At 64.1% G+C, this 25,384-nt stretch carries 24 protein-coding genes; 11 read left to right on the top strand and 13 right to left on the bottom strand.

Features of this window, described 5'->3' with window-relative positions; translation table 11 throughout:
• Nucleotides 1–11 precede the first annotated feature (11 nt).
• The gene (locus E4M07_RS07265) at nucleotides 12–1,277 is read left to right on the top strand and encodes a hypothetical protein (protein ID WP_136657657.1); all 1,266 of its coding nucleotides are present in this window, start codon (nucleotides 12–14) and stop codon (nucleotides 1,275–1,277) included.
• Nucleotides 1,278–1,373: 96 nt separating this feature from the next.
• Complete coding sequence (locus E4M07_RS07260; RefSeq protein WP_136657656.1) at nucleotides 1,374–1,970, top strand: pentapeptide repeat-containing protein; 597 nt, start codon at nucleotides 1,374–1,376, stop codon at nucleotides 1,968–1,970.
• A gap of 21 nt (nucleotides 1,971–1,991) precedes the next feature.
• On the opposite strand, the gene E4M07_RS07255 is transcribed toward E4M07_RS07260, so the two are convergent.
• Nucleotides 1,992–3,767, bottom strand: coding sequence for a tetratricopeptide repeat protein (locus E4M07_RS07255; RefSeq protein ID WP_136657655.1), 1,776 nt, complete (start codon nucleotides 3,765–3,767; stop codon nucleotides 1,992–1,994).
• A 13-nt stretch (nucleotides 3,768–3,780) separates the two neighbouring features.
• Nucleotides 3,781–4,353, bottom strand: a complete 573-nt coding sequence (locus E4M07_RS07250) for a GNAT family protein (RefSeq protein ID WP_169054122.1) — start codon at nucleotides 4,351–4,353, stop codon at nucleotides 3,781–3,783.
• Between the two features lie 266 nt (nucleotides 4,354–4,619).
• On the opposite strand from E4M07_RS07250, the gene E4M07_RS07245 reads away from it, so the two are divergent.
• Complete coding sequence (locus E4M07_RS07245) at nucleotides 4,620–5,957, top strand: adenylate/guanylate cyclase domain-containing protein (RefSeq protein WP_136657653.1); 1,338 nt, start codon at nucleotides 4,620–4,622, stop codon at nucleotides 5,955–5,957.
• A 227-nt stretch (nucleotides 5,958–6,184) separates the two neighbouring features.
• On the top strand, nucleotides 6,185–7,015 hold the full coding sequence (locus E4M07_RS07240) for a class I SAM-dependent methyltransferase (protein ID WP_136657652.1): 831 nt from the start codon (nucleotides 6,185–6,187) through the stop codon (nucleotides 7,013–7,015).
• Here E4M07_RS07240 and E4M07_RS07235 read toward each other — a convergent pair.
• The 3 genes from E4M07_RS07235 to E4M07_RS07225 all read right to left on the bottom strand — a co-directional run bounded on the left by E4M07_RS07235 (nucleotide 7,012) and on the right by E4M07_RS07225 (nucleotide 9,485).
• Complete coding sequence (locus E4M07_RS07235) at nucleotides 7,012–8,187, bottom strand: adenylate/guanylate cyclase domain-containing protein (protein ID WP_136657651.1); 1,176 nt, start codon at nucleotides 8,185–8,187, stop codon at nucleotides 7,012–7,014. The genes E4M07_RS07240 and E4M07_RS07235 overlap by 4 nt on opposite strands.
• 183 nt (nucleotides 8,188–8,370) lie before the next feature.
• The gene (locus E4M07_RS07230; RefSeq protein WP_169054121.1) at nucleotides 8,371–8,700 is read right to left on the bottom strand and encodes a GYD domain-containing protein; all 330 of its coding nucleotides are present in this window, start codon (nucleotides 8,698–8,700) and stop codon (nucleotides 8,371–8,373) included.
• A 164-nt stretch (nucleotides 8,701–8,864) separates the two neighbouring features.
• Complete coding sequence (locus E4M07_RS07225; RefSeq protein WP_136657649.1) at nucleotides 8,865–9,485, bottom strand: ribonuclease D; 621 nt, start codon at nucleotides 9,483–9,485, stop codon at nucleotides 8,865–8,867.
• A 228-nt stretch (nucleotides 9,486–9,713) separates the two neighbouring features.
• On the opposite strand from E4M07_RS07225, the gene E4M07_RS07220 reads away from it, so the two are divergent.
• From E4M07_RS07220 to E4M07_RS07210, 3 genes are all read left to right on the top strand, one after another.
• A complete protein-coding gene (locus E4M07_RS07220; RefSeq protein ID WP_136657648.1) occupies nucleotides 9,714–11,240 on the top strand; it encodes a YifB family Mg chelatase-like AAA ATPase in 1,527 nt (508 codons plus the stop codon).
• Nucleotides 11,241–11,429: 189 nt separating this feature from the next.
• The gene (locus E4M07_RS07215; protein WP_136657647.1) at nucleotides 11,430–12,446 is read left to right on the top strand and encodes a hypothetical protein; all 1,017 of its coding nucleotides are present in this window, start codon (nucleotides 11,430–11,432) and stop codon (nucleotides 12,444–12,446) included.
• A 275-nt stretch (nucleotides 12,447–12,721) separates the two neighbouring features.
• The gene (locus tag E4M07_RS07210; RefSeq protein ID WP_136657646.1) at nucleotides 12,722–13,537 is read left to right on the top strand and encodes an EF-hand domain-containing protein; all 816 of its coding nucleotides are present in this window, start codon (nucleotides 12,722–12,724) and stop codon (nucleotides 13,535–13,537) included.
• Between the two features lie 129 nt (nucleotides 13,538–13,666).
• On the opposite strand, the gene E4M07_RS07205 is transcribed toward E4M07_RS07210, so the two are convergent.
• The 3 genes from E4M07_RS07205 to dut all read right to left on the bottom strand — a co-directional run bounded on the left by E4M07_RS07205 (nucleotide 13,667) and on the right by dut (nucleotide 15,791).
• Nucleotides 13,667–13,924, bottom strand: coding sequence for a YjhX family toxin (locus E4M07_RS07205; protein WP_136657645.1), 258 nt, complete (start codon nucleotides 13,922–13,924; stop codon nucleotides 13,667–13,669).
• A 215-nt stretch (nucleotides 13,925–14,139) separates the two neighbouring features.
• The gene (gene cysK / locus E4M07_RS07200) at nucleotides 14,140–15,114 is read right to left on the bottom strand and encodes a cysteine synthase A (protein WP_136657644.1); all 975 of its coding nucleotides are present in this window, start codon (nucleotides 15,112–15,114) and stop codon (nucleotides 14,140–14,142) included.
• A 197-nt stretch (nucleotides 15,115–15,311) separates the two neighbouring features.
• A complete protein-coding gene (gene dut / locus E4M07_RS07195) occupies nucleotides 15,312–15,791 on the bottom strand; it encodes a dUTP diphosphatase (RefSeq protein WP_136657643.1) in 480 nt (159 codons plus the stop codon).
• A 93-nt stretch (nucleotides 15,792–15,884) separates the two neighbouring features.
• On the opposite strand from dut, the gene E4M07_RS07190 reads away from it, so the two are divergent.
• A complete protein-coding gene (locus tag E4M07_RS07190; RefSeq protein ID WP_136657642.1) occupies nucleotides 15,885–17,474 on the top strand; it encodes a peptide chain release factor 3 in 1,590 nt (529 codons plus the stop codon).
• 23 nt (nucleotides 17,475–17,497) lie between these two features.
• Nucleotides 17,498–18,586 carry a DUF2855 family protein gene (locus E4M07_RS07185; RefSeq protein ID WP_136657641.1) on the top strand — a complete coding sequence of 363 codons (1,089 nt, stop codon included), beginning with the start codon at nucleotides 17,498–17,500 and terminating at the stop codon, nucleotides 18,584–18,586.
• Here E4M07_RS07185 and E4M07_RS07180 read toward each other — a convergent pair.
• Both E4M07_RS07180 and E4M07_RS07175 read right to left on the bottom strand, forming a co-directional pair.
• Nucleotides 18,576–19,481 (bottom strand): pirin family protein, encoded by a 906-nt coding sequence (locus E4M07_RS07180; protein ID WP_136657640.1) that lies wholly within the window; start codon nucleotides 19,479–19,481, stop codon nucleotides 18,576–18,578. The two genes, E4M07_RS07185 and E4M07_RS07180, sit on opposite strands and share 11 nt — an antisense overlap.
• Before the next feature lie 118 nt (nucleotides 19,482–19,599).
• Nucleotides 19,600–20,070, bottom strand: a complete 471-nt coding sequence (locus E4M07_RS07175) for an Lrp/AsnC family transcriptional regulator (RefSeq protein ID WP_136657639.1) — start codon at nucleotides 20,068–20,070, stop codon at nucleotides 19,600–19,602.
• A gap of 129 nt (nucleotides 20,071–20,199) precedes the next feature.
• On the opposite strand from E4M07_RS07175, the gene E4M07_RS07170 reads away from it, so the two are divergent.
• On the top strand, nucleotides 20,200–20,415 hold the full coding sequence (locus E4M07_RS07170; RefSeq protein ID WP_136657638.1) for a DUF6356 family protein: 216 nt from the start codon (nucleotides 20,200–20,202) through the stop codon (nucleotides 20,413–20,415).
• A 287-nt stretch (nucleotides 20,416–20,702) separates the two neighbouring features.
• Entirely contained in the window at nucleotides 20,703–21,509 is an 807-nt protein-coding gene (locus E4M07_RS07165) for a class II glutamine amidotransferase (RefSeq protein ID WP_136657637.1), read from the top strand.
• On the opposite strand, the gene coaBC is transcribed toward E4M07_RS07165, so the two are convergent.
• From coaBC to ubiE, 3 genes are read right to left on the bottom strand one after another with little or no spacing between them, the layout of a single operon-like run.
• Complete coding sequence (coaBC, locus tag E4M07_RS07160) at nucleotides 21,491–22,879, bottom strand: bifunctional phosphopantothenoylcysteine decarboxylase/phosphopantothenate--cysteine ligase CoaBC (protein WP_136657636.1); 1,389 nt, start codon at nucleotides 22,877–22,879, stop codon at nucleotides 21,491–21,493. The two genes, E4M07_RS07165 and coaBC, sit on opposite strands and share 19 nt — an antisense overlap.
• 51 nt (nucleotides 22,880–22,930) lie before the next feature.
• Nucleotides 22,931–24,502 carry a 2-polyprenylphenol 6-hydroxylase gene (gene ubiB / locus E4M07_RS07155; protein ID WP_136657635.1) on the bottom strand — a complete coding sequence of 524 codons (1,572 nt, stop codon included), beginning with the start codon at nucleotides 24,500–24,502 and terminating at the stop codon, nucleotides 22,931–22,933.
• A gap of 37 nt (nucleotides 24,503–24,539) precedes the next feature.
• Nucleotides 24,540–25,316, bottom strand: coding sequence for a bifunctional demethylmenaquinone methyltransferase/2-methoxy-6-polyprenyl-1,4-benzoquinol methylase UbiE (ubiE, locus tag E4M07_RS07150; RefSeq protein WP_136657634.1), 777 nt, complete (start codon nucleotides 25,314–25,316; stop codon nucleotides 24,540–24,542).
• Between the last annotated feature and the right edge of the window lie 68 nt (nucleotides 25,317–25,384).

Here is a 25,384-nt window from a genome sequence, read left to right as displayed (position 1 = left end):
GAAGGACAGAAATGGAAGGGACCCGCTTCAGACTCTATCCGCAGCCGCGGTTTCTGGACGATTTCGAGGAACCCGAGACCGTCTACGTTTCCTCACCGGCCGGTTCGCTTTCGCCGGGGCCCGCCGATGACCGCATGTATACGATCTTCCCGGTCGGCAAGCCGTCGCCCTACGGCATCAGTCCCGATCCGGAGCAGGGCGACGATGCGCTGATGCCGCCCTGGACCGGCGACATCCATGATCCGGCATTGCCGGATGCACAGGGCCATTTCGACCATCTGGAACCCGGCACACCGCAGTTCGAGGCGGCGCACCTGTTCGGCACGGTGCGCTTCGTAATGGATATCTGGGAGGGCTATTTCGACCGACCCATTCCCTGGCACAGCCGCAAACATTACGACCGTCTCGAACTCACCATATTGCCGTCACTGGAAAACGCTTATTCCGGCTACGGCTTCCTGGAGATGGGCGGTGACCGCAAGCACGGTCGCTACAAGCCGTTCAGTCTCAATTTCGACGTGATCGCCCACGAGGTTGGGCACGCGATCATCTATTCCGAGGTCGGCGTTCCCGATCCGTCCGGCGCGACCGGCGAATATTACGGTTTCCACGAAAGCGCTGCCGACCTGGTCGCTCTGATCTCGTCGCTGCATTTCAATTCGCTCATCGATCGGCTGCTCGTCAACACCAGCGGCAATCTCTACCGCCTGAATTCGATTACCCGCATGGCGGAGCTGTCGGAAAACGCGCAGATCCGCATCGCAGCCAATGATGTGCGGCTGTCTGAGTTCGCGCGCGGCTGGATCAAGGAGCACAAGCTGTCGCAGCCCCTGACGGGCGCTTTCTTCGATATTCTTGTCGACCTGTTCCACGAGTGCCTGCTCGACTATGGCGCGATCGATCCGGACGTGGAGAATTTATCCGACGAACTTCTGGCCACACCCGATTATGAGCCGGTTATGCAAACGCTGTTCGACGGTGCATTCGCGGCCAATCCGGACGGTTTCAAGATGGCGCTGATCGATGCCCGCGACATACTCGGCACCTATCTTGCCGACACCTGGCAGCGGCTCGACCGCAACGACCTGAATTTCGTCGATGTGGCGCGGGCGTTCGAGAGGGTCGACAAGCAGCATACGGGCGGGCGTTTCCGCACCTTGATCAGGGGCAACTTCGAAATGCGCGATATCGGAAAGGTCCGGGTCGGGCCGCAGCTGGCCCCGCTGCAGAAGGATAGTCATGCAAATTCCGTGCGCACGCTGACGCCTATGGACTGACAATCGCATGTGGTTTAATAATATTTGGATGAAATAAGAAAAACCAAATAAAACGATAGAACATAACCAAGCGGTCACAAGGTTTAGGGGAAGCCAATGCCGGAAACACTGTTAAGCGCATCGAATGTTGTTTTGTTCGGACGTGTCGTTGAAGACCTGAATATTGTCACGCCGAAGGGAAACAAAGCGCATAGCCCGTCCATGGCCACCTCGAAGGGGAACTCGTCCGGACTGCAGCAACAGCTGACCCGCAGGGATTGGGGTGATTTTTCCGCCGGTTCGGGCGGTGGCCTTGCACGCTTTGCCCGCATTTACGGGTTCAGCTACGAAGGCGCCTATTTCGAGGTCGGTGTGCCGGTGCTGTTCCTGGTTCACGGCGAGGGCGCGCCGCTGTCGGCCATCAAGGTTCCCGGACCCGACAAGGACGACAAGAATTTCTTCGAGGATTTGCGCGCATGGGCCTATGACCGCGGCGACGACACCATGCGGCTCGACATCGATTCCGGCTCCTTCGAGGAAGTGCTGCTGTCGACGATCGGCGAAGGCGGTCCCGGCGTTTCGGGCGCCCGCGTGTCCGGTGCCCGTGTTTCCGGGGCGCGTGTCTCCGGAGCCCGCGTCTCGGGCGCGCGCGTTTCGGGCGCCCGTGTGTCCGGCGCTCGCATCAGCGGCGCCCGTGGTGACGCCGGCGACTGATCGAAACCTCTTGTAACGTCTTTAGAGACCGGCCCGCTTCAGACCCTCGACGAAACGGGCGACGTCCTCCTCGTATTTGTCCGGCTGCACCGCGGCCCAGCTTTCGACGCTGAAATTGGGGTGCGCCTCGAGCACCTTCCGCGCTTCGGCGCGGGCCTCGGCCTCGCGGCCGAGATGGGCGTAGCTGGCGGCCAGCAGGCGTCGTCCCTCGGTCGGGTTTTGCATGGTCTGGATGGTGCGCACGGCGTCCTCGTAGCGCTCCAGGTTGAAATAGGCGCCGCCCAGGTGCCAGATATACTGGTCAGGATAGAACGGGTTGAGCCGCATCGCTTTTTGAAGCATGTCGATGGCTTCCTCGGACCGGCCGCAATGGGCCAGCGCATCGGCCATGTCCGACATCAGGTCAGCATCATTGGGATTGAGCCGGAGCGCCCGTTCATAGGCGCTGATCGCCGCCTCGTGCTCCTTGCGGTAGAGGTGGGCGAAGCCGAGCTCGCCGAAGCCGCGGGCATCGGTGCCGTCGAACTCCACGGCCTTGCGCGCCAGGCTGAGCGCGTCGTCCAGGGCCCTGTCCGGATGCTCCGCCCAGTCATAGCGCCAGTCGATATTCAGGGTCCTTGATTTCGCCGCCAGCGCCCTGGCATAGCTCGGGTCGATCTTCAGGGCGCTGTCGTACAGCTCACGCGCCCGGCGGACATCGTCCTTCGTGTAGCGGAATATGTGGCCCTGTCCCTGGAGCACGTAACCATAGGCGGCTAAGTTGGTCGGCGGCTGCTGGCGCGACCGCTCCAGTTCCGACGCCTCGATCTGCGCCGCGGTGGCGGAGACGATCACCTGAGTGATCTCGTCCTGCAGCTCGAAAATGTCGTCGATCTCGCGGTTGTACTGCTCGCCCCAGATGGTGCGGTCGCGCTGCGCGTCGAGCAGCTGCAGCGCCACCCGGATTCGCGGACCCGCCTTGCGCACCGATCCGTCGACGACGTAGCGCACACCCAGTTCCCGTGCGACTTCCTTCGGCGCGATGGTCCGGTCGTTGTAGACATAGGCGGAGCCGCGGGCGATGACGAAAAAATCGTGGAAGCGCGACAGGTTCGTGGTCACGTCCTCGGCAAGTCCGTCGGCGAACCAGCTCTCGCTCGGATCGTTCCCCTGGAAGCCGAAGGGAAGGACGACGATGGATTGGTCCTTGGACTCGCTGCCACGGTCGTATTCCGATGCGCGCGCCGGCCGGCGCAGGCCGGTGGTCAGGGTTGCAGCCGCCGGGTCCTCGTGCACCTGGAAGACATCGACCAGTTCGCTGATGTTCTTGAATTCCTGGGCCCCGAGATACTCGTAACCGAATGCGAGCTTCTTGCTGACCTGGTCGTGCACGGCGCCGGAAATGCAGATTCTGCCGGGCTGCGCGAAGGCCTCGATCCGCGAGGCGATGTTGATGCTGTCGCCGTGCAGGTCGACATCGTCGATGATGATCTCGCCGACATTGATGCCGATGCGGAACAGTGTCTGCTTGTCTTCGCTGATGCCCTCGTTCTGGGCCTTTATCCTGTTCTGGATTTCCACGGCGAAGGAAACCGCGTCGACGGCGCTGTCGAAAATCAGGAAGACGCCGTCGCCATTGGTGCCCGTGACCTGGCCCGAGAAATCCGCGGCGAGCGCCGTGAACATCTCGATACAGGACTTGACCGCCATCGTGGTGGCGACCTCGTCGACCGCCATCATGCGGCTGTAGCCGACCATGTCGGCGAAAACGATCGCCGAAAGCCGCCGCCGCAACCGGCTGGAGGTTTGTTCCATCATGCCATGTCCGCCGTCACGCTTCGGTTCCCTCTAGCCTCAGTTGAACCCCCGAATTCGTTTTCAGGTCCGTCCGCAGCCTCTCGCATCCGTCGAGCCATTCGCTGCGCAGTATCCCCACCTGGACGACATCGTGGTGTTTCCCCCCGGCGAACCACGCCTGGCGGATGCGGCCTTCCTCGCGGAAACCGGCCTTGCCGACGACATTGGCCGTCGCGTCATGGTCGGCCCTGAAGAAGGTCGAGACCCGGTGAAGGCGCAATTGCCCGAAAGCAAGGTCGAGCAGGGTGATCGTCATGCCGGTCGCCAGGCCGTTGGTTCGCGCCGGACGGTCGACGAACATCGGCAGGACGGCATCGCCGTGAATGTAGTTGATCGCCTGCAGGCCGCCGATTCCCGCCGGATGTCCGTCCGCATCTTCGGCCACGAACCACAGGGATCGCGGCGGATCGGAATATTCGAGCGCCGGTCTCCAGCTTTCGCGCACAGCCTCCGGGCCGATCGGCACCGGCAGGTTCCGGTCGAAGAGGGCGATGTCCTCGAAATTTTCGAACCAGCGCGCAATGGTCGGAACATCGTCCAATCCCATGGGTCTCATGAAATATGCGACTTGCGCGGCACTATTCTTCATTGGCCGTTCCAGTAAATCACACCTTTAGTAAAACATATCATGCAATTAGATGCGGCGTAACAGTTTAGAGGTTGCGGAAAACCTTATAAACACTGAAAACCCGATCCGGCGCCGCCGCGTTTTTCTGTTCCGGCGCCCGATTGTCCACCCCGTCGGGCACTTGAAATTGCGGGGCACAGTTCATTTCTCTAAGAAACCAAGATTATTCAGGACCCGGGCGACGTATGAAGAACCAAGGCAATCCCGACACGGGTCACTCAGCGGCCGAAATGTCCTTCGCCGCCGAAGAGCTGGCGGCGCAGCGTTCGGCGCTGTCGGGGCGGGTCGTCGCGCTGCTGGTGATCGCGGCGCTTATTTCGGTGTTGACGCCGTGGCCCGGGCCGCTTTTCTACTACCCGCTGCTCGTTGTGTTCATGTTGCTCGGCTTCGGCGCCTATCTGGCGGAGGCACGCTGGCGCCGGGGCTGGCTCCGCTACGCTTTCGTGACCGCGGACTTTGCACTGCTGACATTCACGCTGCTCTATCCGAATCCGCTGGTACCCTACGATTTCCCCCCGCAATTCGCGCTGCGCTTCGGAACCTTCATCTACTTCTTCGTGCTGCTGGCGGGCCTTGCCTATGTCTACCGGCCGATGCTGGTCCTGTGGGGCGGCGTATCGGCGGCGGTAAGCTGGGCGATCGGCGTCGGCTGGCTTGCCAGCCTGCCCGAAACCGTCATTCAGCCGCCCACCGGTGAAAGCGGCGATCAGCTTCTTGGCGCACTGGTGTCCCCGTATTTTGTCGACCTCGGCATCAGGCTCCAGGAAATCATGGCGCTGCTGATCACGGCCGGGCTGCTGGCGCTTGCGGTCAACCGCGCCCGCGCCATTGCGCTGCGCCAGGCCGACCTCGCCAGCGAGAAGACCAACCTGTCGCGCTATTTCCCGCGCAAGACCGTCGAGTTGCTCGCCACGAAGACCAACCCGTTGTCGGAACCGCGCGAGCATAAGGCCGCAGTCCTGTTCGCCGATCTCGTTTCCTTCACGGGATGGGCGGAGAACCGTTCGCCCCGCGACACGATAGGGGTGCTGCGCGAGGTCCACGCAATGCTGGCCGAAACCGTCTTCCGGCACGACGGGACGCTGGACAAGTTCATCGGCGACGGCCTGATGGCGACCTTCGGAACGCCCGAACCGTCAGACCATGATGCCGTGAGCGCGCTGGCCGCCGCGGTCGAGATGGCGGATGCCTTCAGGAGCTGGAAACAGACGCGCGCGGGAAGCGAGGCAGGCGAGCTGGAGCTGGCGATCGGCGTCCACTACGGCCCGATCGTGCTTGGCGACATCGGCAACGACCGCCGCATGGAATTCGCGGTCCTCGGCGACACCGTCAACGTCGCAAGCCGGCTCGAGCAGGCGAACCGGGAGATCGGCTGCCGTTGCATCGTCAGCGTCGCCCTTGTGGATGCGGCCATGGCGGAGAACCCGACGGAGACGAAGATCGCGCTGGCGCGGCTGAAGAAGCACGGCCCGCTCAGCCTGCGCGGCCGAACCGCCAAGACGGACGTCCTGATGCTGCAGTGATGGCGTCCGGTTGCCGGCCGCATGGGCACGGCCGACGTGACGGTCGCTAGCAGACCGGTCGTCTGCACCGCAACCCTGTGCCCGGGGAACCCGCGGTCCGCATCGCCCGGTCACGCGCCGTGCGGGCAACAATTGAAACAATTTACGCCTTTTCCGCCGTTCGATTGAAACAGGTGCGCGCGATAGTTCAGCCGACCAGAATTGCTCTGGGGCCTGGAGGACGCGTCATGAACATCGCATTGAAAAAGGGCATCGCGCCGGATTACGAGAAATGGAACAGGCGGCTCAACGGCTCCTGGTCCTGCGCCGACTACGCGCGCTTCGGCGTCACCCTGCAGAAATCCGGCGAGGATCTGGCGGAGGCGGCCGATTTCACGCCCGGATCGCACATTCTCGACGTTGCGGCCGGCAACGGCAACGCCACGCTGGCGGTCGCCCGCCGCTTTTGCAGGGTGACTTCGACGGATTATGTCGAGTCGCTGCTCGATAGCGGCCGCCGGCGCGCCGAGGCGGAGGGCCTGGAAATCGATTTCGAGGTTGCGGACGCCCAGAACCTCCATTATCCGGACGACTCGTTCGACGGTGTGATTTCGACATTCGGCGTTATGTTCGCCCCCGACCAGCAGGCCGCCGCGAAGGAAATCGTCCGGGTCTGCAAGCCGGGCGGGAAGATCGCGCTGGCCAACTGGACGCCACGCGGCTTCATCGGCCGGATGTGCAGCATCATCGGCAGTCACATGTCGGCCTCGCCGGGCTTCAAGGCGCCGGCAAACTGGGGCCGCGAAGGCTGGATCAGGGATCACTTCGAGGACGCGGCAGCGTCGCTGTCGATCAGCCGCAGGACGTTCATCTACCGCTACCGTTCACCGCAACACTTTCTGGAATTTTTCAGGACCCACTACGGCCTGCTTCACAAGGCGTTCGAGAAGGCCGGACCGCGAGGCGAGAAGGCGCTCGCGGACGATATCCTGAATCTCGTCGACGCGTTCAACACGGCCGATGACGGCTCCATGCGTGTGCCGTCGAAATATACGCAAGTCGTGATGATCAAAGCCTAGAACCGCCAGATCGTCTGTTCGCCCGTAAAGCCCTTGAGCTCGGCGGAACCGGCATTATCGCACCGCCCCGGTGCGCGCGAGGCGATGTCGGAGGAGGCAACCTTGTCGCAGCCGAGCCCGGTGGCGGCCGAAAGCAGCCGTGCGGTGTAATTGACCGGCGGTCCGATCGCCGTGAAATCGAGCCGGTCGGCACCGCCGATATTGCCGTAATGGAAGGTGCCGCAATGCAGCGCCGCGCGGAATGAGACGCTGTCGCCGAGCGCATCCTTCGAAAGCGCCTCGGCGCCCTCGTCGACCGCGTCCATGGCCGCGGCCGCCATCTCGGCGAGGCCCTTCTCGTCGGAATACGGGAATATCGCGAAGAATCCGTCGCCCATGAACTTCAGAACCTCGCCGCCGCGGCTCGTCACCGATGGGACAAGGTGGTCGAACGTGTCGTTGAGCAGGCTGACGAGCTCGGAGCCGGCGATCTCGTTGGATAGCCGCGTGAAGTTCTTGAGGTCCACGAAGAGGATGACGGCGGTGATCTCCTCGCCGTCGCCGCGGTGCACCTTGCCGTCGCGGATCAGCGTGCCGCTGTTGCGCCCGACATAGGTGGACAGCAGCACCGCCGCATTGAGCCGCACCATGTATGTCTCGGTCAGCCGCGCCAGCGGCGCGTTGATCCGCTTCAATATGTCGAGGTCCCGGTCGCTGAAACCGCCTTCCTGCGCCGACGACCAGGTGCAGGCATGGGTCTCGCCGGTGGTAAAGATGAGCGGCAGGGCGATGTAGTCGGTAAAGCCCTGTTCGCGCAGCTCGCCGACGATGATGTAGTCGTCCGGGCAGTCCTCGCGCTCCAGGTGGCGGCGGATCGTCTCCTGCTGCTCGACCACCCGGGGTAGCGGATTGGACGTGTAGACCTCCTGGGAGAAGGTGCCCATCTTGGCGTGGGCGATGTCGACCCCTTCGCCCTTGATCCAGCGGAAGCGGCTTCCCTGCAGGTTCGGGTGCAGCGTGTAGATGAACAGCATGAAGCGGTCGACCGCGACGTCGAGACCGACCAGCCCATCGCAGATGCCGGTGACGATCTCGCGCGCGTCGGCGCTCGGGCGGGCGCCGTCGATCATCCAGTCGGTGAGTTCGGCAACTGTGGAAAAGCGCGGTTCCTGGGCTCCATCGGTACCAGTCATCGTCCCCTCGGCGCATCCGCATTGATCGTAGCCGGCAATATACGGCCCCGGCCGCCGGGTCGGCCAGTCAAAATTGCGTGCTGTCCTCGCCACCCGGCGTGCGAGTGGCTGGTTTTATGCTTGTGAAAGAAGGGCTTGCCCGAAAGTGGATTGGGACTTCCGTGGCAGCCGCCGCACCTCGCCCTAACCCGGCTTGCGGTACTTTCCGGCGATCTGTCCGGCCTTCGCCGCCACGGCCTTGAACTCCGCCGATGTCCATGCCTGGCGCGTCGATACGCTTGCCGCCGCACCTGAACCGCCCGCAACCATGGCCGCCGCAGCGACGGCCTCGAGACTGTCGGCTTCGATGATCATCAGCCAGTCCGTTTCTCCGCTGGTGAAGTAGTAGTCCTTCAAGGTCGCTCCGGCTTCCGCCAGGACGTCACTGACGGCCTGGAACCGGTCTTCCGGGTTCTCGATCAATCCCTGAAGCGTTTGCTCACTCATTCTGCCGGTTTGAATGTAGATAGGCATAAGCATCTCCCGTTTACTGCACGCCGATGTTATGGCCAATTCCGGGTTGCCGACATCCATCGGATGGACGGTCCCGCTGAGGCATGATGCGCCCATCTGTGGGTTCTGGCAACAGGTGCGCGCCGGCTCCATGTGGCAGCTGCGGAAGGCGTCGGCCGTGAGCTCTAGCTGTGCGCGAAGATGTCGGTGTCGTCCCAGCCGATCAGGTCGAGCTTGGCGCGCGTCGGCAGGAACCTGAAACAGGCCTCGGCGTGCTTTTCGCGCCCGTCGCGCTCCAGCCGTTCCTGCAGTTTTTCCCGCAGCGCATGCAGGTAAAGCACATCCGTTGCCGCATATTCGAGCTGCGCCTGGCTGAGCTCTTCCGCCGCCCAGTCCGAGGACTGCTGCTGCTTGGAGATGTCGATGTCCAGGAGTTCGCGCAGATTGTCCTTCAGGCCGTGCCGGTCGGTGTAGGTGCGCGTCAGCCGCGAGGCGATCTTGGTGCAGAAGACCGGCTCGCACGTGATGCCGAAATTGTGGAACAGGATGGCGATGTCGAAGCGGCCGAAATGGAAGATCTTGGTCTTCTTGCGGTCCTTGAGCAGCCGCGTCAGGTTGGGCGCCTTCTTCTGGCCCTTGGCGATCTGGATGACGTCGGCGGTGCCGTCGCCCGGCGAGAGCTGCACCACGCACAGCCTGTCGCGGTGCGGCTTGAGACCGAGCGTCTCGGTATCGATGGCGATATCCCCGTCGTAACGGGCCATGTCCCCTTCGCTGATATCGCCCTTGTGAAACCGGATCGTCATGGTTGGCACCTGCCCGTTCAGTATGGAAGTCGGCCGACCGCCCGCACAGGCGGGCGTGCAATGCACATACCGTCTCGGCGTTCGCGCGTCCAGCCGCTCGCGCGGTTTTCAACGGTCCGGGCCGTCACGCCATGTTCTATTTTTGTTCTTGTTGCTCGCGCGCCGATGGTGTATGGATGTATGTCGGGTTTTATGCAGCCGCAGCGTGCAGGCGGATGAGGTAGGCAGATGGTTTCGCGCGTCAGCACCGTTTCCTTTCAGGGCGTCAACGCCGTTCCGGTCGACGTCCAGGTCATGGTCGCGCCGGGCAAGATCGGCATGAATATCGTCGGCCTGCCGGACAAGGCGGTGGCCGAGAGCCGCGAGCGCGTGCAGGCGGCGCTGCACGCGTCGGGCCTTTCCCTGCCGGCCAAGAAGGTGACCGTCAATCTCGCCCCGGCCGACCTGCCGAAGGAAGGCAGCCATTTCGACCTGCCGATCGCGCTCGGGCTGATGGCGGCGCTCGGCGCCGTCCCGGCCGATGCGCTGTCGGGCTACGTGGTGCTCGGCGAATTGTCGCTCGACGGAACCATCGCGGCGGTCGCAGGCGCGCTGCCGGCGGCGATCGGCGCCAATAGCGAGGGCAAGGGGCTGATCTGCCCCGCCGCCTGCGGCCCGGAAGCCGCCTGGGCCAGTGCCGATCTCGACATCCTCGCGCCGCGCAGCCTCATTGCTATGGCCAACCATTTCAAGGGGACGCAGGTCCTGTCGCGTCCTCAGGCGGCGATCCGCGGCCCCTCGGACGGCCTGCCCGACCTTTCCGACATCAAGGGCCAGGAAACCGCCAAGCGGGCGCTCGAGGTGGCCGCGGCCGGCGGCCACAACCTGCTGATGTCCGGCCCGCCCGGCTCCGGCAAGTCGATGCTGGCCGCAAGGCTTCCCTCCATCCTTCCGCCGCTGTCGCCGGCCGAGCTCCTGGAAGTCTCCATGATCCATTCGATCGCCGGATTGCTGTCCGGCGGCGAACTGTCCGACCGTCGGCCCTATCGCGCGCCGCACCATTCGGCCTCCATGGCCGCGATGGTGGGCGGCGGCATGCGGGCGCGGCCGGGCGAGGTATCGCTCGCCCACAATGGCGTCCTGTTCCTTGACGAGTTTCCGGAGTTTTCGCCGCAGGTGCTCGATTCGCTGCGCCAGCCGCTGGAAAACGGCGAGTGCGTCATCGCCCGGGCCAATCACCATGTCAGCTATCCGGCCCGCATCCAGCTGGTCGCGGCAATGAACCCCTGCCGCTGCGGCATGGCCGGCGAGCCCGGGCACACTTGCGCCCGCGGCCCGCGCTGCCAGGCCGACTACCAGGCCCGCATATCCGGCCCGCTGCTCGACCGCATCGATCTCAGGATCACGGTGCCTGCCGTCACCGCGGCCGATCTGATCAAGCCCGGAACCAGCGAGCGGAGCGCCGATGTGGCGGAACGCGTGGCGCGGGCGCGGGAGCGCCAGAAGGAGCGCTTCGCCGGGATGCCGGGCGTCACCGCCAACGCGCTGTGCCCGACATCGCTCATCGAGACGGTTGCCGGCCCCGACGCCGCCGGAACGGCGCTGCTGCACGAGGCGGCCGAGCGGATGAAATTCTCGGCCCGCGCCTATCACCGGGTGCTCAAGGTCGCCCGCACGCTCGCCGATCTCGACGGCGCCGCCGAAGTCGGCCGCGTACACATCGCCGAGGCGATTTCCTATCGCCTGCCGGGCGAGGGCATGGCGGCCGCCGCCTGAAGTCTCGCGCGAATTGCGTGAAAATTCTATATCTGGTTGTATTTTCAGCGCGTTTGCGCTTACATGCTCGTGGTTGCCGCACGACCGCGACGCACAGGCGCCTTGGCTCCGGAATGTCGGCTTCACAGTGCTCAGGGCGCGTGAACGGTTGAAATAGCACGCGCCTGCAAGAAAGCGGGGATGCTAGACATGCTTGGCCGCCTGTTTCCCTTTATCGCGGCATTGTGCGCCCTTGTCGCGTTTCTGGCCGTACTGGCGATGATCCGCTGGCCGCCGCCGACACTCCAGGAATACCGCTATCTCCTGCCCGTGCTGATTGGCCTGGTCGCCTTTCCGATCCTGATCCTGTCGATCGTCTTCTGCGCCTGGGTCATGTCGAAACTGTCGATCGCCAACAGCACCCATGCCTTCGGCCTGCCGCAGGGTTCGATCCGCGCCGTCCTGGCCATAGCGTTCATCGTCCTCGTGCTGATCTTCGGCGTCTTCGTGCTGACCGAGGCGGGTGAGACCGGACGCATGCTCGTCGCGACCCAGAAAGTCGTCGGGCCGTTTCCCGGCCAGGCGATCCTGACCACCGTGTCGCAGGAGCTTGAGCGCTTGAAGGAGGCGTTCGGCCCGGAGCATATCTATGAGACAACAATAGACGGGACCGGCGACAAGGCGGTCGCCACGGTCAGTGTCTATACCGTTGTCGACAACAGCGCGGTCGTCCAACTGGCGCAGCAGATCCTGACCATGCTGGCGACGGCGCTGACGGCGATCGTCGGATTCTACTTCGGCAGCCGCTCGGCCGGCGCCGCGCAGGACACGGCCGACCAAAACCGGATAGTCAACGAGGCGGCGGAGAAGAAACTGGCCATCCAGGAGGCGATCACCCACACGGCCACGCTCCAAAAGACACTGCTCGACAAGCTCATGGAGCTTCGCGATGAGGCCGAAGAAGCCGACACGCGGGAAGAGGCGGACAAGCGCGAGAAAGCGGTCGACGCATTGATGGATCACGTCGAGGCCGAGGCGGGCAAGGTCGCGGACCAGTCCACCGCGCTGATGCTCAGCCACGAGGAAATCGACAATATCCGTACCGCCCACGCGTCCGCTCAGGCAGGACTCAAACGCCTCGCCGCCGTCGAGAACGCCGTGAAATCTGTCGTCGAAAGCGACCATTCGGACTGGAATGCAATAACCGGCTTCGAGATTCCGAAGTAAAGCCGTGGAGGTGCGATCCGCGGATCGGCGCGGGGTGCTGGCAAAACCGGTTCCGAGAGCAGCCGCAGCGCTCCGTTTCCGGGTTCGCCGAACCCGGCGCGAGCCGCGCGTTGTGCTTATATCTTCCTGTATTTAAATAAAAAAAATGTCCGGACAAAATAACTCTGTCAACCGGACACGAATAAGCCTGTGTCCTGTCACGAATTGTGTTGAGATAGGGCGCATCGGGAACCAACGTTCCATTGTGCAGGCCTGAACCCAGGGAGTTGTCCGGCATGAGCAAGAAGACGGAATCCATCGAGATTCGTGTTTCGCCCGAGCTGAAGGAACGCGTGAGCGTCGTGAGCGCGCGGCGCGGTCTGCCGACCAGCAGGCTCATCAGGCAACTCCTGGAAAGAGAGGTTTCAGCGCATGCGCAGTACGAAACGGACACGGGAGTTCCCCTCATGAAATCGATCAATCCGAACCGCGTGGCGACCTTTGGCGTCTCCGCCGCAGCGCTGCTGGCGCTTGCATTCGGCTGGAACATGGCCACCCAGAACAACGTTGCGGCGCAGGCCGACGTGCGCGTTGCCTTTGCCGAAATGGATGTCGACGGCGACGGCGTCATCAGCAGCGACGAGTTTTCCGAGTATCTCGGCATCGAGCAGGAAGACGATGTTACGGGCAGGGAAGACAAGGAGGTGTCCGAGGTCCGGGAGCCGGAAGACTGCGACGAGGAGCAAGACCTGTCGATGGACGGTCCCCTGCAGAATTTCGCAGCGTTCGATGGCGACGGCAACGGCAGGATCGACTACACGGAGTTGGAGAACGCCTTTGCATCGAGACATACCAAGACGTTCAAGGACTACGATACCGACAAGAGCGGCTACCTGATCCACACGGAGCTTGTGAAGGGTCTCGCCGCGGACGGCGTATTCGCAAGGCTCCAATGCGAGATAGCGCTTGATGCGCAAGCGGAAGAAGACGAGGAATTCGATGCGGAATACGAGGTCAAGGTGGCATTCGCGATCCTTGACGAGAACCGTGACAACAAGGTGTCGCTTCCCGAATACCTGAACAACCAGCCGCCGTTCGGAATCGAGTTCTGACACCCGCCGGACGGCGATCATTCGAACAGCTTCAGGAATTTATCTGGCCGGGCCACTCCCCGTGGCAACCCCTCGCTCGGGTTCGGCCGGATGGAGGCGGCGTGTGTGCGCCGCCTCCGTTGCTTGCGTTTATCGGTTGTTTGCCTGCGAGCGGACCCGTTTCAGGCCGAGTTGCGTGATCTGGTAGGGACCGCCACCTCTCGACGCGATGAGCCGTCGGCGTTTCAGCTTTCTGAACAGCTCCAGCGAGCAGCCGTTCCAGAACCAGCCGTCGCGCGTCACGCAGGAATTATCGACGATACGGCCGCGCTCGTCCTTGTCGACGAGGATGTGGCCGCCTTGAGCCAGCAGGTGCAGGACCCGCTGCTCGTGCCTAGAAATGTCCATTGATTATCCGGAATTTGATGCGTGTAACACAAGGCGTGCCGCAGCGGCACGGCCGGCGGCAGCGTTACGAATTTCGCCCGGTCTTCCCTGACCGGGCCTTACCGGGACTCTTTTCGTCCGCGCATCAAGACTCCGTTCGTTGACGGCGTTTAGTTAGGCAAGGCTGCGGCCGAATGCAAGGCCGCAGACTCTGCTTTGTGAACTTTCCGCAACGTTCAGGCGGCCAGCCCGTCGAACAGCGCCGTCGAAAGATACCGTTCCGCGAAGGACGGGATGATGACGACGATGGTCTTGCCTTCGTTTTCCGGACGCTGGCCGACCTTCACGGCGGCCGCCAGCGCTGCGCCGGAGGAGATGCCGACCGGCACGCCTTCCGTCCGCGCAACGAGCCGGGCGATCTCGAACGCCTCGTCGTTGGATACCGTGAGCACCTCGTCATAGATGCCGGTATCCAGGATGGCCGGCGCGAAGCCGGCACCGATCCCCTGGATCTTGTGTGGTCCGGGATCGCCGCCTGAAAGCACCGGCGAATCCGTCGGCTCGACCGCGACGATGGCCAGCTCCGGCTTGCGCGCCTTCAGCACCTGGCCGGCGCCGGTGATCGTGCCGCCCGTGCCGATGCCGGAAACGAAAATATCGATACCGCCATCGGTATCGTTCCAGATCTCCTCGGCCGTGGTTTCGCGGTGGATCTGCGGGTTCGCGGGATTCTCGAACTGTTGCGGGATGACGGCGTCCGGGATTTCGGCCGCCAGTTCCTCTGCCCGGGCGATCGCGCCTTTCATGCCTTTCGGCCCCTCCGTCAGCACGAGCTCGGCGCCGAGCAGGGCCAGCATCTTGCGCCGCTCGACCGACATGGTTTCCGGCATGGTCAGGATCAGCCGGTAGCCCTTCGCGGCCGCGGCGAATGCCAGCGCGATACCGGTGTTGCCGGAGGTCGGCTCGACGAGCACCGTCTTGCCGGGCGCGATCCGGCCGTCCTGTTCCATCGCCTCGATCATGGCGACGCCGATGCGGTCCTTGACGCTGGCGATCGGGTTGAAGAACTCCAGCTTGCCCAGCAGATGCGCCTTCACGCCGGTGGCCGCGGCAAGCTTGTCCAGCCGCACGATCGGCGTGTCGCCGATGGTTTCGGTAATCGAATTGAAGACGCGTCCGCGTCCGGGTTTACGGTCGGTCGGGTAAGACATGATCGGGCTCCAGTTGAATGCACGCCGAAAGGGGCGGCAGGTCGGGAAGATTAGCCGCGCCGGCAGCACTTCGCCAGCGGCGCGGCATCGAATTCGGGATATAATTTGGAATTCCGTTTCGCATTTGCAAGATGTGTAGGAAAATAGTCTAACAGAGACACCAAAAAACCCAGTCGGTTAGAAAAAATGCGCTGCCGCTAGTGGCCCGTGGAACCGAACCCGCCGCTGCCCCGCTCCGTCTCTTCGGCCAGGCTGCGCTCCTCGATCAGGGCCTGCGAGACCGGTGCGATCACCATCTGCGCAATGCGCATGCCGCGCTCGATGGTGAAGGCTTCCTCCCCATGGTTGATCAAGAGCACCTGCACCTCGCCGCGATAGTCGCTGTCGATCGTGCCGGGCGTGTTGAGGCAGGTCAGGCCGTGCTTGAAGGCGAGGCCCGAACGCGGCCGGATCTGCGCTTCGAACCCGTCCGGGATTTCGAAGATGAAACCGGTCGGCACGAGCACCCGTTCGCCCGGCGAAAGCACGATGGGCGCGCGGGCATCGTTGGCGGCGCGCAGGTCCATCCCGGCCGCGCCGTCGGTCTCGTAGGCGGGCAGGTCGAGACCGCCGCCGTGCGGCAGCCGCACGAGCCCGACAACGGGGGGCTGGATCTTGTGGTGCTGGTCGGCGGACATGCTGCACTCTTGCCGCCCCGTTCGGTTTTCGTCAATTGCAACGCTGCCGAACAGGCGCTAGAAGACGTCCAATTCAACAGGATTCTCACTTCCATGACCGACCACCTGGCCAAGGCCGTTGCCCGCCGGCGTACATTTGCCATCATCTCGCACCCGGATGCGGGCAAGACGACGCTGACAGAAAAGCTGTTGCTGTTCGGCGGTGCCATCCAGCTTGCCGGCGAGGTCAAGGCGAAGAAGGACCGCATGCAGACCCGCTCGGACTGGATGAAGATCGAACGCGAGCGCGGCATATCCGTCGTCACCTCGGTGATGACGTTCGAATATGGCGACCACGTCTTCAACCTCCTGGACACGCCCGGCCACGAGGATTTCGCCGACGACACATACCGCACGCTGACCGCCGTTGACGCCGCGATCATGGTCATCGACGCGGCCAAGGGCATCGAGCCGCGCACGCTCAAGCTCTTCGAGGTCTGCCGCCTGCGCGACATTCCCATCGTCACCTTCGTCAACAAGCTGGACCGGGAAAGCCGCGATCCGTTCGAGATCCTCGACGAGGTCGAGGAGAAGCTGGCGCTCGACACCGCACCGATGACCTGGCCGATCGGCCGGGGACGCACCTTTGCCGGCACCTATCACCTGGCCGACAACGCCGTGCGCCGCATGGACAGCGAGGAAGCGGTGACGAAGGTCAACGGCCCGGAGGCCGACAGCGCGGCCGGTCTTTTGCCAGAGAACGAGCATGACACCTTCATCGAAGAGACCAGCCTGGCGATCGAGGCGTGCCGCCCGTTCGATCTGGAGGCCTTCCGCGAGGGGCATCTGACGCCCGTCTATTTCGGCTCGGCCCTGCGGAATTACGGCGTGCGCGACCTCATCAACGCGCTTGGCAAATACGCCCCGCAGCCGCGCGCGCAAAAGGCCGGCGCCCGTCTCGTCAAGGCGACGGATCCGAAAATGACGGCCTTCGTCTTCAAGATCCAGGCCAACATGGACCCCAACCACCGCGACCGCATCGCCTTCGTGCGCGTCTGCTCGGGCCGCCTGCAGCGCGGCATGAAGGCGCGGCTGTCGCGCACCGGAAAGACGCTCGGCCTGTCGGCGCCGCAGTTCTTCTTCGCCCATCAGCGCCAGCTTGCAGACGATGCCTATGCCGGCGACGTGGTCGGCATACCGAACCACGGAACCTTGCGCATCGGCGACACGCTGACCGAGGGCGAGGACATCGTTTTCGAGGGCGTGCCGAACTTCGCGCCGGAAATCCTGCGCCGGCTGCGCCTGGAAGACGCCATGAAGGCCAAGAAGCTGAAGGAGGCGCTGCAGCAGATGGCGGAGGAGGGCGTCGTGCAGCTGTTCTCGCCCGAGGACGGTTCGCCCGCCATTGTCGGCGTCATCGGCGCGCTGCAGCTCGACGTGCTCAAGGAACGGCTGCGGGCCGAATACGGCCTGCCGGTCTCCTTCGAGGCGGCGCGGTTCAATGTCTGCCGCTGGATTTCGGCGGACAGCGAGGCCGATGTCGAAAAATTCATCAACGCCAAGCGCGGCGATATCGCCCGCGATCTCGACGGCGACGCGGTTTTCCTGGCTTCGGACGGCTTTTCGCTGAATTACGAAGCCGAGCGCTGGCCGGCGATCCGCTTCGCCCATGTCAAGGAATACCATCCGCAAAAGGCGGCCTGACAGCCGCAGCAAGGGAGGCGATCATGCAGCAGTTCCAGGTCCGCAAGGACGATCTGTCCGGGCACCGGCTGGCGGAGGCGGACACCCCGCAGCTCGGGGACGGTGAAGTGCTCGCGGCGATCGACCGCTTCGCATTGACCGCCAACAACGTCACCTATGGCGTGGTCGGCGAGAAGATCGGCTACTGGAATTTCTTTCCGCCCCTCGACAACGATGACGGCGGCTGGGGCATCATTCCGGTCTGGGGCTTTGCCGATGTTACCGCCTCGAACCATCCGGACGTGCCGGTCGGCGACCGCCTCTACGGCTATTTCCCGATGGCGAGCCATCTGGTGATGAAGCCGCAGAAGGTCGGCGGCACCAGGCTTTTCGACGGTGCCGGGCACCGCGCCGCGCTGCCGCCGGTCTATAACGCCTATGGCCGCGTGAACGGGCAGGCCGATTATGAGCCGGCTTATGATGATGCCCGCATGGTGCTTCACCCGCTCTACGCGACCTCGTTCTGCCTGCACGATTTCTTTTCCGACAATGCCTGGTTCGGGGCCGAGCAGGTCATCGTCGTCAGCGCTTCGAGCAAGACGGCCATCGGCGTTGCCTATGCCCTGGCGGATGACCAGAACGCCCCGGAGAGCATCGGCCTGACGTCGCCGCGCAACCTGGACGCGGTCCGGGCGCTCGGCCTCTACGGCGCGGTTCTCACCTATGACGAGATCGGCTCGGTCGACGCGGACCGGCCGACGGCCATCATCGACATGTCCGGTTCGGGCGCCGTGCTTTCGGCCCTGCACGCCCATCTCGGCGACAATATGCGCTACTGCTCGAATGTCGGCGTCACCCACTGGGACGACAACCAGATGGGGCCCGGCTTCATCCGCGAGCGTAGCGCCATGTTCTTCGCGCCCGGCCACATCCAGAAGCGGGCGTCCGATTGGGCGCCGGGTGTCTTTGAGGAAAAGGCATTCGCCTTCTGGCGCGCCGCTGCCGAAAAGAGCCGGTCCTGGCTGACCTACCGGACCGTCGAGGGGCTTTCCGGAGCCGGGGGCGTCTTCGACGATCTCGTCGCCGGCGCGGTCTCGCCGCACACCGGGCTTGTCTTCAAGCTCACCCCTTGATGAACGTGCCGGACTGCAGCTCGCGGATCGCCTGAGCCAGCTCCTCGCGCGTGTTCATGACGATGGGACCGTGCCAGGCGACCGGCTCCTCGATCGGTTTGCCGGCTACAAGAAGAAACCGGACGCCTTCCTCGCCCGCCTGCACGGTGACCTCGTCGCCGGTATCGAAGACCACCAGGGTCCTGTTGCCGGACTGGTCGCGCAGCAGGATCTCCTCGCCGCCGATCTCCTTCTCGGTCAGAACGCCATAGGGTTTCGACGCGCCCGAGAACTGTCCTGAGCCGGCAAAGATATAGGCGAAAGCCGACCGGTAGGTGTCGACCGGCAGGGTCTTGCGCTTGCCCGGTGGAACCGAGATATCGAGATAGAGCGGATCGGCCGACACGCCGTCGACCGGGCCGGACTTGCCCCAGAAATCGCCGCAGACGACGCGCACCACCGTGCCGTCATCGTCGATGACCTCCGGGATGTCGGCGCCCTTGATGTCCTGGTAGCGCGGATCGGTCATCTTCAGCGACGACGGCAGGTTGGCCCAGAGCTGGAAACCGTGCATGCGGCCGGCCGCGTCGCCCTTCGGCATTTCCTGGTGCATGATGCCGCTGCCGGCGGTCATCCACTGCACGTCTCCGGCGCCCAGCGTGCCGTGGTTGCCGAGGCTGTCGCCGTGGTCGACCGTGCCGGCCAGCACGTAGGTGATCGTTTCGATGCCCCGGTGCGGATGCCACGGAAAGCCGGCCAGATAGTCCTCGGGACGCTCATTGCGGAAATCGTCGAACAAGAGGAACGGGTCCGCGAGCGTCGGATCGGTGAAACCGAAGGCGCGATGCAGCTTGACGCCGGCGCCCTCCATGGTGGGAACGGCGGATGAGAGCTGCTTGACCGGGCGGATGGACATCGGTGTGTCTCCTGGAGCTGGACTGGTTGTTCCAGCATATAGCGATTGCCGCGGGCCGAATAAGCGGCACACGGAAGACGGACTGTTCAACGTATCCGCGACAATCGGTTCTGGTCGGTCACACAGTGCCGACAATCGGCAGTGCCGTCGTGTCCTTGATGTCCTCCATGACGAAGGAGGCGGTGACATCGGAGAGCGGCACTTTGGCGATCAGCCGCTGATAGAGCCGGTCATAGGATTTGACGTCCGCGACGCGGGCTTTCAGCACGTAGTCCAACTCGCCGCTGGTGCGGTGGACGCCGGTGATTTCCGGCAGGCTGACGACGGCCGTGCGGAACCGCTCCAGCCAGTCCGGATCGTGGTTTGCCGTGCGTATGAATATGAAGACCGACAGGCCGCAGCCGATCTGCTCGGGATCGACCAGCGCCACGCGGCCGGTGATCACGCCGCGTTCTTCCAGTGCCCGCAGCCGTCGCCAGCAGGCGTTGCGCGACAGGTGGACCTTGTCCGCCAGCGATTCGATGGAAAGACTGCCGTCCTGTTGCAGTTCTTCCAGAATCCTGCGATCGAATTCGTCAATTTTCTTCATATTTGGGACGTATATCCCAATATGAACCGAAAATACAGGAATTTCGGGAACATATCCCGCCATTTCCGCGATACGCTGCGTGAAAATTCAGAAGAACCTGCCCATAAGAACCTGCGAAGGGATATGACGATGACGACACGGGTCACAAGGCTGTTCACCGAACATCCGCAATCGGTCGACGAAACCTATTTCGAGCATCTGCGCTTTGCCGCGGGGTTCTCGGGGCGGCTCTTCCTGGCGGCTTGCGCGGCATGCGTGCACGCTATCCTGCCGTTCCTGTTCGAAAAGACGGCAAGCCGCATGATCGAGACGATGCACCATCGCATGCACAACCGGAATGGTTGAGGCTCCGCTGGAAAAAGGGGAGCATTTGATGGCGGATGACCCAAAGGTCGGCCCCGCGCGCCATTGGCGCAAACAAGGGCACAGGGCGGGCGCCGGGCTGACGAGCCGCCACCCGGGAGGACAACAAGAATTGACCACAAAATCCGAACGGGCCGGGCGCTTGCGCCGGTCGGCCGTGCCGGGCACAGGCGGTGGAGGGAGGAAGCCGCAACGCCCGATCCGCATGGTCGGTCAACGCATTCACACCGGTCAAATGTTCCCGTTTTTCCAGAAGGGCGGATGAAGCCATGTGCCGATGGGTTGCCTATCGCGGTCGCCGCCGTTTCCTCGAGGATCTGATCGCCTCACCCGCCCACTCCCTGATCGACCAGTCGCAATGCGCCACGGAGGCGAAGACGGCGACGAACGGCGACGGTTTCGGCATCGCCTGGTACGGCGAGCACAATGAGCCGGGTCATTACCGCGACATCCTGCCGGCCTGGTCGGACGACAATCTGCGCTCGCTCGCCCGGCAGATCGGCTCTTCGCTGTTTCTTGCCCATGTGCGCGCCTCCACGGCGGGCCGCACCACCAGGGACAATTGCCATCCCTTCGTGCACGGCCGCTGGTCGTTCATGCACAACGGTCAGCTCGGCGATTTCGACCGGCTGGAGCGGCGGCTCGAAACGCGGTTGGACGATGCGCTCTATGCGCAGCGAAAGGGTTCGACCGATTCGGAGCTGCTGTTTCTTCTGGCCCTGCAGTTCGGCCTCGAGGACGATCCGAAGGCGGCCCTGGAGGCGGCGCTCGGCTTCGTGCTTTGCGAAGCGATATCCCTCGGCCTGCGCCCGCTGATCCGCTTTACCGCCGCCCTCAGCGACGGTCAGGCGCTTCATTGCGTGCGCTATGCCACCGACCGCCACGCGCCGACGCTCTATTCCGGCACGATGTGTCCGCTGACCGGTGACGGGCATTGCCTGGTTTCAGAACCGTTCGACGAGGATACCGACCGCTGGTCCGAGATTCCGTCGGCCAGCTTCGTGACCGTGAGCGACGGTGGCGTGACGGTCGCACCGTTCGCGCCGTCGGGACAGGTTCAGGCCATCGCCGTCTGAAATCGAGCGGCGATCTCCTGCGCGAGACGCGCCGCGACCGACTGCTTGTCCATCTCCGGCCATTCTTCGACGCCCTTTGCCGAGACGATGCGCACGCGGTTCCTGTCGCCGCCCATGACACCCGTCTCTGGCGACACATCGTTGGCGACGATGAAGTCGGCGCCCTTGCGCTCCAGCTTGGCCCGCGCGTTGTCGATCAGGTTCTGGGTCTCGGCGGCGAACCCGACGACGAGTGACGGGCGCTTGCCGTAATGGCCGACCGTTTTCAGGATGTCCGGGTTTTCCGCCAGCTTCAGCGGCGGCGGTGCCTTGCCCGGCTTCTTCTTGATCTTCTCGCCCGATTCGCCTGCCGCGCGCCAGTCGGCGACGGCGGCGACCATGACGGCGATGTCGGCGGGCAGCAGCTGCTCGACCGCATCGAGCATCTCGCGGGCGCTTTCGACACGCACCGTCGACACGCCGTGCGGATCCGGAATGGTGACCGGGCCCGACACCAGCGTCACGCTGGCGCCGAGCGCCGCCAGTTCCGCGGCGATGGCGTGGCCCTGCTTGCCGGAGGAGCGGTTGGCGATATAGCGCACCGGATCGATCGGCTCATGGGTCGGGCCCGAGGTGACAATGGCGGTCTTGCCCGTCAGCGGTCTGGGCCGGTCGTCGAGCATGTGCGTGGCGGCAGCGACGATGTCGAGCGGCTCGGCCATGCGGCCAAGGCCCGCTTCACCGCTTTCGGCCATCTCGCCGCGCATCGGCCCGACGACCTGGACATCGTCCTCGCGCACCTGCCGCAGGTTGCGCTGCAGGGCCGGCGCGTTCCACATAACCGGGTTCATCGCCGGTGCGATCAGGATCGGCCGGTCGCTGGCAAGCACGATCGTCGAAGCCAGGTCGTCGGCATGGCCCTGCGCCATCTTGGCGATGAAATCGGCCGTCGCGGGCGCCACCAGCACGAGGTCGGCGCCGCGCGCCAGCCGGATATGGCCGACATCCTGCTCGTCCTCGCGCGAGAAGAGATCGGTGAAGACCCGGTCGGCGGCGAGCGCACCCGCCGCCAGCGGGGTGATGAACTCCATCGCGCCGCGCGTCATCACGGGCCGCACGGACGCGCCGCGCTCGCGCAGGCGGCGGATCAGGTCGAGCGATTTGTAGGCCGCGATCCCGCCGGTGATGATCAGCAGGATCTGCTTGCCGGCGAGCGCCGCGTCCCCGCCGCCTGGTTCCGGCCATGTCGGCTCGTCCACGGCCGCCGGTGCCGAGGTCTCGCGCAGCAGATGGCGCACTTCCTCTTCCATCGAGCGGCCGTTGCGCGCGGCGCGCTCGCGCAGCGACTGTTTGGTGGCATCGTCGAGATTGCGTATGGTGATGCTGGCCATGGCGGTCTCCCTCGCGGAAGAGCCTAGCAAATTGATTGCATTGAAATCAAATCACAATTGAAATGCAATGAAGATTGCAGTCAGTGCAATCACCCAAAGGGCGATGCGGCCCGATCGTGCGTAGCGCGCCTCCGCCTTGCCGATGGCCTCGGCCGTCTCCGGATCGAAACGCAGGCCCTTGCGGCCCATCGCGTCGATTTCCTGTGATAGGCGCTCCGCCCGCGCCGCCAGTTCCGGGGCCTGTTCGGCCAGCCGCACGGCGGCGCCGAGCCCGTCCTTGATGTCCGTGACCACGCGCGCCGGCCCGAGGTTGCGGGCGATCCAGTCGCCGACCACCGGTTCCGACGCCTTCCACATGTTGAAATGTGGGTTGAGCAGCCGCGCGACGCCCTCGACGACGACCATGGTCTTCTGCAGCATGATCAGTTCCGGCCGCGTCTGCATGTCGAACAGCTCCGTCACCTCGAACAGCAGCGTCAGCAGTTTCGCCATCGAGATGGTCTCGGCCGACTGGCCGTGGATCGGCTCGCCGATCGCCCGGATCGCCTGGGCGAAACTCGCCACGTCGTGATGCGCCGGAACATAGCCGGCCTCGAAATGCACCTCGGCGACCCGGCGGTAGTCGCGGCGGATGAACCCGTAGAGGATTTCGGCGAGGAACCTGCGCTCCTTTTTTCCGAGCCGTCCGACGATGCCCATGTCGACGGCGACGATGGTGCCGGTGGCGTCGACGAAAAGATTGCCCTGGTGCATGTCCGCGTGGAAGAAGCCGTCGCGCAGTGTGTGGCGCAGGAAGGACTGGATCAGGACTTCCGAAATCCGGTCGAGGTCGTGGCCGGCCGATTTGAGCGCCTCGATGTCGGCGATCTTGATGCCGTCGATCCACTCCATGGTAACGACGTCGCGCCCGGTGCGCTCCCAGTCGACGGCCGGCACCCGGAAGCCGGGATCGTCGCGCGTGTTTTCCGCCAGCTCCGACAGGGCGGCGGCCTCGAGGCGGAAGTCCATCTCGATCTTGGTTGTCTGCTCCAGGGTGCGCGCGACATCCACCGGCCGCAGCCGCCGCGATGCCGGCGACAGCCGCTCGGCCATGCGTGCGACGAGGAAGAAGGATTCGAGGTCGCGGTAGAACCGCTTGCGGATCCCCGGGCGCACCACCTTCACCGCGACCTTGCGCGTGCCGGCATCGTCGCTGATCTCGGCGGGATGCACCTGTGCGATGGAGGCGGCGGCGATCGGCTGTTCGAAGGTACTGTAGAGCTCGTCCACGGGCCGGCCGATGGATTCGACGATCCGCGCCTTGGCGGCGTCCATGGAAAACGTGTCCATGCGGTCCTGGAGCAGCGACAGGTCCTGCGCCAGCGACCGGCCGACGACATCCGGACGCGTCGCCAGGAACTGGCCGAGCTTGACATAGGATGGGCCGAGCCGCTCGACGGCGCGCGCCAGCCGCTCCGCCCGGTCGGCCTGCTGTGCCTTGCGCCGCGCCAGGAGCGTCGCCAGCCTGTAGGCAGCCAGCGCCGGTCCGTACAGCCCGTCGGACGGAAGCGAGGCGATCACCCCCTCGCGGGCCATCACCCAGCCGGCGCGCATCAGTCTGATATAGGCGATGAAACTGTTCATGATCGGCCGGCGTTCAGAGCGAGGAGCGGTTTGTGGTCTAGAGTTTCCAGGCGGAATGCAGCGCCGCGACGCCGCCGGTGTAGTTGGTCCACTTGACCCGGGAAAGCCCCGCCTGCGCGATCATCGCCGCAAAGTCGCTCTGGTTGGGGAATTTGCGGATCGATTCCACCAGGTAGCGGTAGGGCTCGCCGTCGCCGGTGATGGCCCGGCCGAATTGCGGGATCGCGTTGAAGGACCAGGCCTCGTAGGCCTTCTCGAACAGCGGCAGGTCGACATCGGAGAACTCCAGGCACAAAAAACGACCGCCGCGCCTGAGCACCCGCGCCGCTTCCCTCAGAGCCGCGTCGATGCGCGGCACGTTGCGGATACCGAAGGCGATCGTGTAGGCGTCGAAGCTGCCGTCATCGAAGGGCAGGTCCTCGGCATTGGCCTCGACAAAGGTCAGCTTGTCCGCAAGGTGGCGCTTGGCGGCCCGCTGGCGACCGACCTCCAGCATCGATCCGTTGATGTCGAGGATCGTCGCATGGGCGAGCCGGCGCGATTCCTCGATGATGCGAAACGCGATATCGCCGGTGCCGCCAGCGACATCGAGCACCCGATAGGCGCTGCTTTTTCTCGGGTTGAGGGCGCCGACCATGGCGTCCTTCCAGGCCCGGTGCATGCCGAGCGACATCACGTCATTCATGATGTCGTAGCGCCGCGCGACACCGTGGAATACATCGTTGACGAGGCCCTGCTTCTCGCCTTCGTCGACCTCCCTGAAGCCGTAGGAGGTTTCCATGCCGCCGGCTGCGGATGTACGCGTCTGAGACATCAAAATGAACTCCGGTACTCAATTCGGCGGGAACAATAGCCTAACGCACAAAGATGCGCTATCAGGCT

The sequence above is a fragment of the Nitratireductor sp. XY-223 genome (assembly GCF_004959855.1).
In the GTDB taxonomy this organism is placed as follows: Bacteria; Pseudomonadota; Alphaproteobacteria; order Rhizobiales; family Rhizobiaceae; genus Hoeflea_A.
This window is presented reverse-complemented; position numbering and strand designations above follow the sequence as displayed.

Coding starts and splice junctions, on each gene's coding strand:
- E4M07_RS07265 (WP_136657657.1), top strand. CDS start 12: ATGGAAGGGACCCGCTTCAGACTCTATCCGCAGCCGCGGTTTCTGGAC.
- ubiB (WP_136657635.1), bottom strand. CDS start 24,502: ATGAACAGTTTCATCGCCTATATCAGACTGATGCGCGCCGGCTGGGTG.
- E4M07_RS07245 (WP_136657653.1), top strand. CDS start 4,620: ATGAAGAACCAAGGCAATCCCGACACGGGTCACTCAGCGGCCGAAATG.
- E4M07_RS07240 (WP_136657652.1), top strand. CDS start 6,185: ATGAACATCGCATTGAAAAAGGGCATCGCGCCGGATTACGAGAAATGG.
- E4M07_RS07205 (WP_136657645.1), bottom strand. CDS start 13,924: ATGGACATTTCTAGGCACGAGCAGCGGGTCCTGCACCTGCTGGCTCAA.
- E4M07_RS07225 (WP_136657649.1), bottom strand. CDS start 9,485: ATGACGATCCGGTTTCACAAGGGCGATATCAGCGAAGGGGACATGGCC.
- E4M07_RS07180 (WP_136657640.1), bottom strand. CDS start 19,481: ATGTCCATCCGCCCGGTCAAGCAGCTCTCATCCGCCGTTCCCACCATG.
- E4M07_RS07165 (WP_136657637.1), top strand. CDS start 20,703: ATGTGCCGATGGGTTGCCTATCGCGGTCGCCGCCGTTTCCTCGAGGAT.
- dut (WP_136657643.1), bottom strand. CDS start 15,791: ATGTCCGCCGACCAGCACCACAAGATCCAGCCCCCCGTTGTCGGGCTC.
- E4M07_RS07185 (WP_136657641.1), top strand. CDS start 17,498: ATGCAGCAGTTCCAGGTCCGCAAGGACGATCTGTCCGGGCACCGGCTG.
- ubiE (WP_136657634.1), bottom strand. CDS start 25,316: ATGTCTCAGACGCGTACATCCGCAGCCGGCGGCATGGAAACCTCCTAC.
- E4M07_RS07255 (WP_136657655.1), bottom strand. CDS start 3,767: ATGATGGAACAAACCTCCAGCCGGTTGCGGCGGCGGCTTTCGGCGATC.
- E4M07_RS07210 (WP_136657646.1), top strand. CDS start 12,722: ATGAGCAAGAAGACGGAATCCATCGAGATTCGTGTTTCGCCCGAGCTG.
- E4M07_RS07170 (WP_136657638.1), top strand. CDS start 20,200: ATGACGACACGGGTCACAAGGCTGTTCACCGAACATCCGCAATCGGTC.
- cysK (WP_136657644.1), bottom strand. CDS start 15,114: ATGTCTTACCCGACCGACCGTAAACCCGGACGCGGACGCGTCTTCAAT.
- E4M07_RS07215 (WP_136657647.1), top strand. CDS start 11,430: ATGCTTGGCCGCCTGTTTCCCTTTATCGCGGCATTGTGCGCCCTTGTC.
- E4M07_RS07235 (WP_136657651.1), bottom strand. CDS start 8,187: ATGACTGGTACCGATGGAGCCCAGGAACCGCGCTTTTCCACAGTTGCC.
- E4M07_RS07190 (WP_136657642.1), top strand. CDS start 15,885: ATGACCGACCACCTGGCCAAGGCCGTTGCCCGCCGGCGTACATTTGCC.
- E4M07_RS07175 (WP_136657639.1), bottom strand. CDS start 20,070: ATGAAGAAAATTGACGAATTCGATCGCAGGATTCTGGAAGAACTGCAA.
- E4M07_RS07250 (WP_169054122.1), bottom strand. CDS start 4,353: ATGGGATTGGACGATGTTCCGACCATTGCGCGCTGGTTCGAAAATTTC.
- E4M07_RS07260 (WP_136657656.1), top strand. CDS start 1,374: ATGCCGGAAACACTGTTAAGCGCATCGAATGTTGTTTTGTTCGGACGT.
- E4M07_RS07230 (WP_169054121.1), bottom strand. CDS start 8,700: ATGCCTATCTACATTCAAACCGGCAGAATGAGTGAGCAAACGCTTCAG.
- E4M07_RS07220 (WP_136657648.1), top strand. CDS start 9,714: ATGGTTTCGCGCGTCAGCACCGTTTCCTTTCAGGGCGTCAACGCCGTT.
- coaBC (WP_136657636.1), bottom strand. CDS start 22,879: ATGGCCAGCATCACCATACGCAATCTCGACGATGCCACCAAACAGTCG.